General features: G+C 69.3%; 14 protein-coding genes. 13 read left to right on the forward strand and 1 reads right to left on the reverse strand.

Annotated features, from left to right (window positions below; genetic code table 11):
- Nucleotides 1-73: 73 nt before the first annotated feature.
- Nucleotides 74-1105 carry a hypothetical protein gene (locus AC07DC_RS01330; protein ID WP_478910715.1) on the reverse strand — a complete coding sequence of 344 codons (1032 nt, stop codon included), beginning with the start codon at nucleotides 1103-1105 and terminating at the stop codon, nucleotides 74-76.
- Between the two features lie 413 nt (nucleotides 1106-1518).
- Here AC07DC_RS01330 and AC07DC_RS01335 point away from each other — a divergent pair, with 413 nt between their 5' ends.
- From AC07DC_RS01335 to AC07DC_RS01395, 13 genes are all read left to right on the forward strand, one after another.
- Nucleotides 1519-2535: a serine/threonine-protein kinase gene (locus tag AC07DC_RS01335; protein ID WP_478910717.1), complete on the forward strand. Its 1017-nt coding sequence runs from the start codon at nucleotides 1519-1521 to the stop codon at nucleotides 2533-2535.
- Nucleotides 2522-2977, forward strand: a complete 456-nt coding sequence (locus AC07DC_RS01340) for a hypothetical protein (RefSeq protein ID WP_478910719.1) — start codon at nucleotides 2522-2524, stop codon at nucleotides 2975-2977. The genes AC07DC_RS01335 and AC07DC_RS01340 overlap by 14 nt, the downstream gene beginning before the upstream one ends.
- A gap of 91 nt (nucleotides 2978-3068) precedes the next feature.
- Nucleotides 3069-3848, forward strand: coding sequence for a hypothetical protein (locus AC07DC_RS01345; protein ID WP_478910720.1), 780 nt, complete (start codon nucleotides 3069-3071; stop codon nucleotides 3846-3848).
- Nucleotides 3838-4629: a vWA domain-containing protein gene (locus AC07DC_RS01350; RefSeq protein ID WP_478910722.1), complete on the forward strand. Its 792-nt coding sequence runs from the start codon at nucleotides 3838-3840 to the stop codon at nucleotides 4627-4629. The genes AC07DC_RS01345 and AC07DC_RS01350 overlap by 11 nt, the downstream gene beginning before the upstream one ends.
- Before the next feature lie 56 nt (nucleotides 4630-4685).
- Nucleotides 4686-5495: a PP2C family serine/threonine-protein phosphatase gene (locus AC07DC_RS01355; protein WP_478910724.1), complete on the forward strand. Its 810-nt coding sequence runs from the start codon at nucleotides 4686-4688 to the stop codon at nucleotides 5493-5495.
- Complete coding sequence (locus AC07DC_RS01360) at nucleotides 5492-6640, forward strand: hypothetical protein (RefSeq protein WP_478910726.1); 1149 nt, start codon at nucleotides 5492-5494, stop codon at nucleotides 6638-6640. The genes AC07DC_RS01355 and AC07DC_RS01360 overlap by 4 nt, the downstream gene beginning before the upstream one ends.
- Before the next feature lie 89 nt (nucleotides 6641-6729).
- Nucleotides 6730-7059 (forward strand): thioredoxin family protein, encoded by a 330-nt coding sequence (locus tag AC07DC_RS01365; RefSeq protein ID WP_478910728.1) that lies wholly within the window; start codon nucleotides 6730-6732, stop codon nucleotides 7057-7059.
- Nucleotides 7060-7163: 104 nt separating this feature from the next.
- Nucleotides 7164-7541: a nitroreductase/quinone reductase family protein gene (locus AC07DC_RS01370; protein ID WP_478912564.1), complete on the forward strand. Its 378-nt coding sequence runs from the start codon at nucleotides 7164-7166 to the stop codon at nucleotides 7539-7541.
- 326 nt (nucleotides 7542-7867) lie between these two features.
- Nucleotides 7868-8203 (forward strand): hypothetical protein, encoded by a 336-nt coding sequence (locus AC07DC_RS01375; RefSeq protein ID WP_478910729.1) that lies wholly within the window; start codon nucleotides 7868-7870, stop codon nucleotides 8201-8203.
- Between the two features lie 991 nt (nucleotides 8204-9194).
- Nucleotides 9195-9572, forward strand: coding sequence for a luciferase domain-containing protein (locus AC07DC_RS01380; protein ID WP_478910731.1), 378 nt, complete (start codon nucleotides 9195-9197; stop codon nucleotides 9570-9572).
- Nucleotides 9573-9752: 180 nt separating this feature from the next.
- Nucleotides 9753-10163, forward strand: coding sequence for a rodlin (locus tag AC07DC_RS01385; protein WP_478910733.1), 411 nt, complete (start codon nucleotides 9753-9755; stop codon nucleotides 10161-10163).
- Between the two features lie 311 nt (nucleotides 10164-10474).
- The gene (locus tag AC07DC_RS01390) at nucleotides 10475-10915 is read left to right on the forward strand and encodes an SPW repeat protein (protein WP_478910735.1); all 441 of its coding nucleotides are present in this window, start codon (nucleotides 10475-10477) and stop codon (nucleotides 10913-10915) included.
- A 228-nt stretch (nucleotides 10916-11143) separates the two neighbouring features.
- Nucleotides 11144-11665 carry a hypothetical protein gene (locus AC07DC_RS01395; protein WP_478910736.1) on the forward strand — a complete coding sequence of 174 codons (522 nt, stop codon included), beginning with the start codon at nucleotides 11144-11146 and terminating at the stop codon, nucleotides 11663-11665.
- The last annotated feature ends 132 nt before the right edge of the window (nucleotides 11666-11797 follow it).

Below are 11797 nucleotides of genomic sequence, written 5' to 3' on the forward strand. Positions count from 1 at the left end.
GCGGATGGGCCGCCGGGCAGGCCACCAGAGCGACGATCAGCCCGGCAAGGCCGGAGACTCCGGCCTCGCGGTGTCAGGAGATGTCCCCCACCCACGCCAGCGCGTCGGCGGAGTTGCCCTTGCTGTCGACCCAGTCGCGATCAAGAATCAACTTCATTTTGCCCGTGCTCTCCTCACGGCTGGTGCTGAGCACGTACTTGACGGTCGCGGAGGCTCCAGGGGCCAGTGTGATGTTTGACGACCCCAGAGTCTTCCCGCCGGCAAATCCTGCCTGCTTTCCAGTAGTGGCGGATTCGGCCTTGTCGTACTCGAAGTCCTTGAAGGTCTCGACGGGTTTACCGCTCGCATTGGTGACGGTCACGTTCGCCGTAACGGCGACTTCATCCCCCTGGAGGCTCAGATCCTCGCCGTCGAGGCGATTCCCCTCCACCTTGGTGAAAGCCCCGACCTTGATCGCCACCCCGTCCTCGTAGGTGTACGTGGCGCCCGCTGCGAGAACACACGGAAAGGTGCCTACTTGGCCGCCCACGGGTCGCTTCTGGCTCGGAGGTTGGCCACCGGCCCGGACGCAGGGATCGGAGCCGGCCGGATTTCCAGCGGCGGTGGATGCGCCGGTACCCGGCTTCTGGGCGGTCCGGCCGTCGGCGACCTTGGGTTGGGCGCCGTCATCCGCGATCAGTTGGACTCCGCCGTAACCCGCGAGGGAGAGCAGCGCAACACCCACGACGCCCAGGCCGACCAGCGAGAACCGGGCATTGCGCGTGTTGTTGACCGTCAACGGCCCCAGCGAGATCGGGCTGTTGCGCACCTTGGCCGCACCGCCGATGACCACACTGTGCGTGTAGGCGTGCGGGCTCTCCTGCGGTGGCGGGCCGGCGAGCGCGCCCGCGAGGCGCGACCGGAAGTCGCTGTCCGCCTGCAACTCCCGCTCCAGCAGCGCTCGCAGCGCCTCGGCGGCGGCCGCATCCGCAGGACCGGCGGCCACCCCGGCGAGTGCCGTCCGACCTTCCGGGGAAGAGCTCAACCGCTCGCGTACCAGGTCAACGACTGCCGTCCCCGCGCTGCTTCCCAACGCGCCGGCCGCATTACTGGCCGCCCCGACCATGATCTCGACAACCGTCGAGAGCAACCCTGTTGACTCCATACGCCCCCTTCAATTCCCGTGTGCGCCGATCTTTGCACGCAGCCACTGCCCGCTGATCGCGGAATCTGCGAACTGGACGGGATTCCGCGCGCGCATGTGACCTGTGTGCGAAAAGGGTCGGCTGGGGCCGGTGTGAAACCTGGGGTCGTGAGGTGAACCGCGGACTCGGAACGGGTGGGTTTCGCGCTCGGGCGCCAATGCAGGGCCGCACAGATTGAGTTCCTGAGAATATCCGGCTGTTCCCATAACGTCCGCATGGGTTTTGCGGGACACTCTGAGCAGCCACGACGGCGGGGCGCGGACTGCCTGTGGCGAGCCAGGGACGGAAGCCGTGAACAGGGGGCGGAGTGCGGACTCCGATAAGTGATCCGCTAATGGTGGGGCCTTACCGCATTGTCGGTCGGCTCGCCTCGGGCGGCATGGGGTGGGTGTACCTCGGCAGGTCGGCGAGCGGTCGAGCGTTGGCCGTGAAGGTTGTGCGTCCCGAGTTCGCCTCCGACGCCGAATTCCGCCTCCGCTTCGCCCGCGAGGTCGACGCGGCGCGTGCGGTCAGCGGGGCCTTCACCGCGGCGGTCGTCGACGCAGATACGCAGGGCGATCCGCCGTGGCTCGCCACGCTGTACGTCCCCGGCCCCTCGCTCGCCGAGGCGGTACGGGCGGACGGACCGCTGCCGGAGGCGGCGGTCCGGCTGATGGCCGCCGGTCTGATCGAGGCGTTACAGGCGATCCACGCCGTGGGCGTCGTGCACCGTGATCTCAAGCCCGCCAACGTCCTGCTGGCCGAGGACGGTCCCCGGGTCATCGACTTCGGGATCTCGCTGTTCGGAGCCGCCGCGAACACGATCACCCAGGTGGGAACGGTGATGGGTACGCCGCCGTTCATGTCGCCCGAGCAGTTCAGGGGCGAAGTGGCGAAGCAGGCCAGCGACGTCTTCTCTCTCGGGGCGGTCCTCGCCTTCGCCGCGACCGGGGTCCCGCCGTTCGGCTCGGGCGTCGGCGTGATGTACCGGATCATCCATGAACAGCCCGCGCTGGACGGTGCTCCGGAGGGGCTGCGCCCCCTGTTGGCACGCTGTCTGGCCAAGTCACCACAGGACCGACCCGAACTCGCCGCGCTGTTGGACGAGGTTCTCCCCCGCGAAACCGCACCCGAACCCGCGCCGAAACCCCTACCCGCACCCGCTCCCGCACCGGATCCCGTTCCACCGTGGCCGCCGCCCGCCGTCGCCGAGGGCATCCGGCTGCGCACCGACGACCTCAACGCCCGTAACCACAGCAGGGGATCGGTGATGTCCGTACCCTCCTGCCTGCTGCTCCACGCACAGACCCTCCTCGACGCCGGGCTGACCGACCGCATGGTGGCAGAGGCGGTGGGCCGTGGCGGATTCTGAGGCCACGCCCACCGGCGAGATGGAGCTCGGGTCCAGCTGGCGGACGTTGGTTCGTGCCTGGGCCGAGCGCAGCCACTACCGGTCGGCCGAGGACGACGCCGCGATCTCGCTGGAATTCGACCTGGCGGGGTCGGATCACCCGGTGACGGTGCGGTTCATGGCGACGAGGGATCTGCTGGTGGCCTTCATGACAGACGGTCATGTTCTCAAGACCGACCAACTGGCCCTGGCCGCCGCCGCTTCCAATGCCTGGAACACCGAGCAGCTGATTCCCATGCTCTCGGTCTGGGACGTACGAGGTCCGGGTCCGTGCCTCGCCGGCGTCTGCACCCTCCCGCTCACCTGCAGGATGACCCATCAGCAGTTCGGCGTGCTGGCCACGAAGTGGGCCGAGCACGCACGCCAGATGTTCACCCGGTGCCACCGGGTCTTCGAGCTGTAGCACTCCGCGAGAACGCAAGGGCTCGCCTACGTACACAACGCGATCACGCGGGAAGACAAGTACGCGAGAAGAAGGAGCTGGGGAGCCTCTCGTGCCATCCGACACGGTGCAGCGCGGTCGTCCGATCGCCATGATCCTCACAGCGGTGCTGCTGGCCGGCCTCTCGGCGGCCGCGCCGGCAGCAGCGGCACCCGCCGACCCACCGGCGCACTGCACGACGGCCACAATGCTGCCCGCCGAACCGAAGGCACCCTGCCCGACCGTGTCGCCGACCTGCGTCACGCCGTCCGCCGGCCCGAATGGTCCCAGGACCACGGCTCCCGCCAAACCGCCCAGCAGCAAGCCGACGACCGGCACATCGGTTTCCAAGAAACCGTCCTCCGGTCCCACGAGCCCCTGCCCCGGCCCGAAGACAACGGTCGGCCACGGCACCAACTGGCTGCTCATCGGTTCCATCACCGCCCTCCTGCTGGTGCTCCTCGCCCTGCTCGCGGTAGCGGTCCGCCGTTCGGGCACCGGCCGCCACTCCGCCCGTTCCCCGGCACCCCGCGACGCCCCGGCCGCCCGGCACGACGCCGATCCGGTGGCACACCGCTCCCCCGCCAAGCCCGCGCATCTCCCGGGAGCGCGCCGCGCACCACGGCCGGAGAACCTGCGTCCTGCCACGGTCGCCACCGACCTCCATCCGCAGGGCTACGTCGACATCGACGAGTGCCTCTACCGCGCGGTGTGGTCCGAGCCCGCGGAACCCCCGCCGGGTCCGGGCGAGCCCGTCGACGTGGCACGCCCCGACCCCCATGACGAGACCCACGACCCGCACGTCCTGCTCGCCTTCCCGGCCGACACCCGACGGAGAGACCATGCGCGATAACACCCACCCCATGACCGTGCGCGTGAACCAGCAGGCCAGCACCCTGCCGTACCAGTACGCGGACATCGAGATCGAGAACAACGCGCAGCGCCTCCCGCTCGTCCTGTGTCTGGACACCTCGCACTCGATGCTGGGCGCGCCCATCGCGTCGCTCAACGAGGCCCTGCGCGAGTGGACCAGGGAACTGCACGACGATGTGAGTCTCAGCTACAGCGTCGAGGTCGCCGTGCTGACCTTCGGCGACGCCGGGGTGAGCGCCTGGCAGGGCCCCAACCTGCTGCCGCACAACAGCCCGGTCAGCCCGTTCGTGCCCGCACACCTGTTCCAGCCACCGCAACTGAAGGCGGCCGGCGTCACGTTGATGGCCGAGGCACTGGAGCTGTCGATGCAGATCGTCGCGGCCCGGAAGGCCGAACTCAGGCAGCTCGGCCTGCAGTTCTACCGTCCGCAGATCTGCCTGGTCACCGACGGCCTGCCGACGGACACCACCGGGCATCCCACAGAAGCCTGGCGGCGCGTCGTACCGGTGCTCACCGAGGAGCAGCGCGCCCGGCGGTTCCGGCTCTACGCGATCGGCGTCGGCGGCATCACCGATCGGGGTGAGGAGGTCCTGCGGGCCTTCGCTCCGACGTTCAACGCCCGGCTGCACGGGTTCCCGTTCCGCGAGTTGCTGCAGATGATGTCGGCCAGCGCCAACGCCGAGCAGCGGGGCGCGGGCGACGAGGTCTTCGAGAAGATCTTCAGTCAGTTCAAGACCCAGCGGCCGGCCTGGGAATCCTGATCCGGACGGGCACCGACGGGAACTGACAGGTACTGACGGGTACTGGGGGAAGACACATGGACGAGGCCAGCAGCGGCGGTTCCGGCGCCCGGTGGCGGGTCCGCGGCGTCAGCGTCGAGGGGTACCGCCACCGGCGGACCGGCACGCCGTGCCAGGACTCCTGGCTGTACACGGTCTCCGGACCGCCGGAGCAGTCGGTGACGGTACTGGCGGTCGCCGACGGCGCGGGCAGCCGCGCACGCTCCGACGAGGGCTCGGCCCTGGCGGTACAACTGGCCGTCGACTGCTTCACCCGGCGCGCCACCGAGCTGCCGCCGACCGCCTCGGGAGTGCGCGCCGCGCTGCACGAGGCGTTCCTCGACGTTCGCGAGGAGTTCCTGCGGCGCACCGGCCAGGATTCGAACGACTTCGCCACCACGCTGACTGTGGCGGTGCTCACCCCGAAATGGATCGGCTATCTCAGCGTCGGCGACGGCTTCGTCGTGCTCAGGGCCGGAACCGTGGACGGGGTGCGGCAGTTCCATCTGCTGCCGCAACCGGCCGCGGCCAGCGAGTACAGCAACGAGACCGTGTTCCTCACCTCGACGGACGCGGAGCGGTGGGTCCGTACCGCCTGCGTGCGCGACCCCGAAGTGGACGGTGTGCTGCTGTCCACGGACGGACTCGCCCAGATCGCCCTGACCTGGGTGGACGGTCAGCCGCAGCAGCCCAGGGCGTCCTTCGTCGCGGCGATGCTGCGGACTCTGGACTCCCCCGGCGAGGACCCGGACGAGGACGACGAGGCGCTGGCGGTCCTGCTGCGCTCGGACAAGCTGACCGCGGTCAACGCCGACGACAAGACGCTGCTGAGGGCGGTGCGCCCATGACCGGGCACAGGATTCTGTTGAACGGCATGCCGGTGGAACTGTCCGAGCAGCCGCTGAAGAGCGGTGGCGAGGCCGCCGTGTACACCGTCGTCGGCCACGACGGGATCGTCGTCAAGCTCTACCGGGACACCCCTGGACCCGAGCAGGAACGACGACTGGCCCGGATGCTGACAATGACGCCGCTGGGCGGTCGGCCCACCGACCGGGCCCAGCCGTCCGAACTGGCCTGGCCCACGGCTCCGGCCCGCAGCCCCGGCGGGGAGTTCCTCGGCTACGCCATGAACAGCTTCGGCGAGCCCGAACACATCCGCCTGGTCGGGCTGTTCACCCGCGCGCAGCGGCTGCGGCTCTTCCCCGAGCGGGTGGACTGGCGGTTCCTGCTGGGCGTCAGCTGGAACCTGGCCTTCATGACCGCACGGATGCACCACGAGGGCCTGGTCGTCGGAGACTTCTCCAGCAACAACGTCGTGGTGGACGCGAACGGCTTTGTCACGTTCCTCGACTGCGACTCCATCGCCTTCACCGACCCCGCGACCAGCGAGTACTTCCCCTGCCTGATGCAGACCGCCGACTACTGTGCCCCCGAGCGGCAGAAGGGCGGACCCGCCACGCCCGCCAGCGACGACTTCGCGCTCGCGGTGCTCGTCTACCAACTGCTGACGGTGGGGAACCACCCCTTCGGGGGTGTGCCGCACGACAGCGACTCGCAGTCGACGGTCAAGGACAACATCGCCGCCAGCTGCTCGTACGTGGTCCAGCCGGAACGCATCATCGTCCCGCGCGGTGTCATCGACCCCGCGGTACTGCCACCGGCACTGCTCCATCTGGCCCGTGCCGCCTTCGGCCCCGGCGTGACCAACCCGCAGGCCCGCCCCTCCGCCGAGGACTGGCTGCGGGCGCTGGACCAGGAACGCGGCCGGGTCCAGAGCTGCCCCGTCCGGCCCCGCCACACCTACAGCTCGCATCTGCCGACCTGCCCCTGGTGCGAGCGCGCGGGCCGCACCGGCCAGGACGACTTCAACGTCGTTCTGCCGCCTCCACCGCAGCTGCCGGTTCCGAAGGAGACCCATGCCGTACGCAACTCCATGATCGTCGTGGCGGTGCTGATCGTCCTCCTGATCCTGCTGGGGGCGCTGGCGCAGTGACCTCGTGATGTGATGTGGCACAGCAGCGGGCCATGCCGGAACGGGCCAGGGTGAATGCTGCCGTGTTGATCGCAATGCAGGGAGAGTCGATGGCAAGCCGGGTCCACCAACCGATGGAGAACGAGGAGTTCGACTTCATTCTCGCGAAGGCCGACGGACCGGTGCTCGCCTACTTCTGGGGGATCTGGTCCCAGCCGTGCAAGGAGATGGACCCCATCGTGCGCGACCTGGCCAACGAGTACGGTGACCGCCTCACCACCGTGAAGGCCGACATCACCCGCTGTCCCGCAGCCACGAAGCGCTACGGGGTAACCGGCGCGCCCACCATGCTCCTGCTCGTACAGGGCGAGGTGACGGCAACCGGGACCGGGCCGATGACCCGCGAGCAGCTCAAGGCGTTCCTGGACGCGCACCTCTGAGCGCCCCACAGCCGGGCCATACTGGTGGGCGGGCAGCGCCGGGTCCCTACGCCGGACATCACCGGCCACGAACGGGAGGGCGACGAGTGTCGCGCTATCGCGAGATGAAGTTCCGGACCGTCACGTCGTTCCAGCGGCGGATCGGCAACCCGCTCCTGGTGCGGCTTCCGACGCAGACCGTTCTGGAGACGACGGGCCGCACGTCCGGCCTGCCGCGGCGTACACCGATCGGCGGACGCCGCATCGGACGTGAATTCTGGTTCGTCTCGGAGTTCGGCGAGAAGTCGCAGTACGTCCGGAACATCCAGGCCCATCCGCAGGTCCGGGTCCGGATCAGGGGGAAGTGGTACGCCGGCACCGCACATCCGATCCCGCAGGACGACGCTCGTGCGCGGCTGAAGTCCCTGCCGCCGCTCAACAGCGCCGCGGTCCGAACCGTCGGCACGAACCTTCTGACGCTGCGGGTCGACCTCACCGACTGATCCCGCACGCAGGCGCGCCTGTCCGCCCGGAGCGCGCAGCGCTTCCGGGCGGACAGGGTCCGACAGTTTCCCTGACGCCGCTCACGCGACGCCGATGGGCCGGCCGATGGGCCGCGGTCGGCTACTGGCGGCGCTGGCGCCGGGTTGCCACGACGAAGACACCGCCGGCGAGGAGGCTGGCGGCCGCGGCGATCTCGAGCCCCAGCTGGTTGTCGCCCAGACCCGTGTCAGCGAGCCCGCCGGTGGTGCCACCGTGCGTTCCGCCGCTGGTTCCACCGTGGGTGCCGCCGGTGGTCCCACCATGCGTTCCGCCGGAGGACCCACCCGTGGTCGAGGTGCCACCCGAGGTCGAGGTGCCGCCCGTGCTCGTCGACCCGCCTGTGCTCGTCGATCCGCCCGTGCTGGTCGATCCGCCCGTGCTCGTCGACCCGCCCGTGCTGGTCGATCCGCCCGTGCTCGTCGACCCGCCCGTGCTGGTGGTCTCACCCGAGGTGTTCCCGCCTGTGCTCGAGCTGCCGCCCGAGGAGGAGGTACCACCCGTGCTCGTGGTGCCACCGTGCGTACCGCCGGTCGTTCCACCGTGGGTGCCGCCGGTCGTTCCACCATGCGTTCCACCGGTGGACCCACCCGTGGTCGTGGTGCCGCCGGTCGTCCCACCGTAGGAACCACCGCTGCTCCCACCCGAGGTGGTTCCGCCGTGGGTCCCGCCCGTGGTTCCACCGTGAGTCCCACCTGTGGTCCCGCCGTGGCTCCCGCCCGAGGATCCGCCGTTGGACCCGCCGGACGAACCGCCGGACGATCCACCCGTGGTGCTGCCATAGCCACCGCTCGTGGAGCCTCCGGTGCTGTGGCCACCGGTGCTGCCACCGGAATCGCTGCCGTAACCGCCCGACGACCCGCCCGAGGACCCGCCCGTGGTGCTGCCGTAGCCACCCGAGCCGGAGCCCCCGGTGCTGCCACCGGAATCGCTGCCGTAACCGCCCTTGGCGTGCTCGTCCTTGTGACTGTCACCGGCGTGAGCGGCGGGACCGCACGGACCGTGGCCGCATTCCTTCCAGAGGTTCCAGTCGCTCCACCCGTACCAGTCGGTCCACGAGGTGTCGCCATGGCCGGATCGGGGGAGCACGCTGCTGTGTCGAGGGGAACCGGAGTCGGTGGCCAGGGGTACGGCGAGGGCCACGGTGGGGGCCATCGCCACAGCGGCAGTGAGACCCAGGAGGAGGGCACTTCGAATTTTCTGCATGCCAGACCTTTGCTTTTGTGCCGTATGGGCTTCGGCGCTGGACGGTCGCATCGACACGGGCCGTCGAGCGGGCAACGTTCCACCGCCACACACACCCGGACCACGAACGGGGCGAGGCGCACCCGCATGCAGGGCAGATTTCACCCGTACAGACCAGCCGTCGTGACATTCGACGGGCCGCGGGACCGTGGCTCCGACCCCTCGTCAACTCCCGATCGTCCCGCGGGAACACCACACGACAACTGCCGTCCCACCCGTCTTCGCATACCAGGGAACCGAGGTGGGACCAACGAGAATTTCAGCCGCACTGTGCGGCCCTGACCAGGGACGTTGCGCGCTGCGACCCGCGGGCGGCCGGATGGCACCTCCTACCTCTGTGCCGGGCGGGAATTCTGCGGCAGGCTAAGCGCATGAACTCTGCCAGACATGCCAGGGAACGGCTGATGAGCTGGCCTGGTCTCACCGGTGGCCGGGCCAGTTGCGGCAGCGAGTACTGCGTGCGCACAGGCGCCCAGGAGATAGTCCATTTCCACGGCGAGCAGGAAGCCGACGTGCACCTGTCCCGCACCATGGTCGCCAAACTGCTTCCGGCACTGAGCGAGTCCACCGCGCTGAGGCTGCGCGACGGCTCCGGTTGGGTGACCGTGCGGCTCGACTGCGGCACCGACATCGACCTCCTCATCACCCTGGTCAGCGCCGCACTCCAAGCCGGCCCGGCCGTCGCGGCGGAAGAGCTCTCGGGACTTGCCGCCGATCCCTGCAGCCATCAGGGCCAATACGCCGCCTGAGACTCCGCGCCGCCCGCGAGGCCGCACCCACACCCCCGGGGACCCCTGGGACTTGAACCCCAAGTCCCAGGGGTCCCTTTCGCTTGCCTCCATACGAGTGAAGCCCCATAACCAAATCCGTGACGGGCAGTTGATCAGGCAGACCCGGTACCAGGTCAATTTCGCACAAAAGGGATTATCATGATCAAGAAGTTCCTCGCCACGGCGGCCGTCGCAGTCTCCGTCATGGGCGTCTCCGCCGCGGTGGCCGCGCCGGCGATGGCGATCGGCGACAGCGGCGGGACCAGCACCACCAACGGCAACGGGGCCGAGCAGTCGTACGGCAACACCTACACGAGCGGCTACATGAGCCCCTCGTTCGGCCTCATCCAGGGCTCGCTGAACAAGCCCTGCATCGGTCTGCCGGCCAAGGCCAACGTCGGTTCCCTCATCGGCGTGGTGCCGATCACGGTCCAGGACATCAACGTCCTGTCCTCGCCGCAGAACCAGCAGTGCACCGAGAACTCGTCGCAGATCAAGGGCGACGAGCCGCTGTCGCACATCCTGGACCAGATCCCGGTCCTGTCCGGCAACGGTGTCGCCAACCACTGACACACCCCGCTCGAAGGTTCTGGCCGCCGGTGCCCACCGGCGGCCAGTGCCGTTTTCGGGGCCCCGGGCCGCCGCGACCCCTGCGGCGACTCGCGGGACCGCCGAGCGTCAAGGCGCCCTGCCCCAGGAGCGCGATCATGGGCGACGACGCTGTGATCGCCCAGGCGCCGGCGATCACCCGCTCCCCGCCCCTGACCTGGCCAGTATCCCCGGACATAAGCTACACATAAGGACGATATAGGCGCACAATGGATTCGCGGTATATGCCGCAAACGCGGTCAGACTTGCATAAGCCGAAGGAGGCGAGTCGTATGGCCGACGTGTCACACCGCCCGGGGGATATCTCCGGTCACCCAGACGTATCGGAAATGCGGGACCGGTATGCCCGCGTACTCGGAGGCCGGGGGATCGTAGGGGTCGACGGACTCCTGCTCCTGGCCGGGCTGTACGCCGCCATATCGCCCTGGACGGTGCACTTCGCGCCCACGTCCCCGCAGCTGGCACAGAACAACCTGATCATGGGCATCGCGGTCGCCGTGGTGGCCCTGTGCCTGACCATGGCTCCGGAACGCATGCAGGGCCTGAGCCTGGCCTGCTCGGCGATCGGCGTCTGGCTGATCGTTTCCCCCTGGGTGGTCATCCGCCACCCCGAGACCGGCGCGATGTGGAACAACATCATCACCGGTGCCGTCATCTGCCTGCTCGGCCTCGCGGCCGCGGGAATGATGATGAGGAACAAGAGAGAGGTCTGACACCGGAACCACATCCGGCGCGGACAGGTGCCGATGGCCGTTCGGGGGGCCGGCGAGAGCCGGGGACGGCCATCCGTGCGTGCGGCGGGTGCCGGCCCTCATCGACCCTGACGCCCGGCCTCGGCCGGGCGTCCATTCGTGGGGACGTGGCGTCCCCGGTGGCGTCCGGCCCGGGTTTGCGGGTACCAGCACAGCGTGAGTGGATGCAATCAGGAGGTGTCGCCCACCATGACCGCTTCATCGCAGCAGGACCCCGGGTCGCAGGACCACGCGTCGCAGGAGACCTTCCACGGACCGCACGAGATCGGCAAGCGCGGGGCGGAATTCGACGCCGAGGTCAAGAAGCGCCGGCACGACGAGGCGCAGGCGCACGAGATCCACACGGTTGCGGTGGACGCACTCGTCGCCCGCAGCCGCGCACTGCGGGCAACCCTGCAGAAGATGCACCGGGTCCCCTCGGGCGCACCGGAGGGCCTGCCGGCGTTCCGGGAAGCGTTCGAGGACCACTACCTGGCGAAGCAGGCGACCATCCACCCGCTTCTGGAGCGGCACGACAGGGCCTCCGTCGCGGTGGTACGCGATCGCGAGGACGGCGCTCAGCTCCTGCGACGCCTGGACGACGTCATCGCCGGCAAGGTGGCCGTCGAGGGCATGCCGCTCACCACCCAGCTGGTGCTCGGCGAGGTCGACCAGTACCTCCTGCACGAGGAGCGCGATCTCGTGCCGTGGATGCAGCGCACTCTCCTGTAGCCGCCGGGCTCCTCCGTCATGTGGTGGTTCGGGCGAGGGCTTCCTCGCAGCCGGTCCACAGCCGCCGCGCGTCCACCTGACCCAAACGCGGACTTACTCCAAAAGTGAAGTCATTGCGTTTTTTACAGTGGC

The organism is Streptomyces sp. NPDC045021 (genome assembly GCF_056432645.1).

Coding starts and splice junctions, on each gene's coding strand:
- AC07DC_RS01390 (WP_478910735.1), top strand. CDS start 10,475: ATGGCCGACGTGTCACACCGCCCGGGGGATATCTCCGGTCACCCAGAC.
- AC07DC_RS01355 (WP_478910724.1), top strand. CDS start 4,686: ATGGACGAGGCCAGCAGCGGCGGTTCCGGCGCCCGGTGGCGGGTCCGC.
- AC07DC_RS01335 (WP_478910717.1), top strand. CDS start 1,519: ATGGTGGGGCCTTACCGCATTGTCGGTCGGCTCGCCTCGGGCGGCATG.
- AC07DC_RS01350 (WP_478910722.1), top strand. CDS start 3,838: ATGCGCGATAACACCCACCCCATGACCGTGCGCGTGAACCAGCAGGCC.
- AC07DC_RS01360 (WP_478910726.1), top strand. CDS start 5,492: ATGACCGGGCACAGGATTCTGTTGAACGGCATGCCGGTGGAACTGTCC.
- AC07DC_RS01380 (WP_478910731.1), top strand. CDS start 9,195: ATGAACTCTGCCAGACATGCCAGGGAACGGCTGATGAGCTGGCCTGGT.
- AC07DC_RS01395 (WP_478910736.1), top strand. CDS start 11,144: ATGACCGCTTCATCGCAGCAGGACCCCGGGTCGCAGGACCACGCGTCG.
- AC07DC_RS01330 (WP_478910715.1), bottom strand. CDS start 1,105: ATGGTCGGGGCGGCCAGTAATGCGGCCGGCGCGTTGGGAAGCAGCGCG.
- AC07DC_RS01385 (WP_478910733.1), top strand. CDS start 9,753: ATGATCAAGAAGTTCCTCGCCACGGCGGCCGTCGCAGTCTCCGTCATG.
- AC07DC_RS01370 (WP_478912564.1), top strand. CDS start 7,164: ATGAAGTTCCGGACCGTCACGTCGTTCCAGCGGCGGATCGGCAACCCG.
- AC07DC_RS01365 (WP_478910728.1), top strand. CDS start 6,730: ATGGCAAGCCGGGTCCACCAACCGATGGAGAACGAGGAGTTCGACTTC.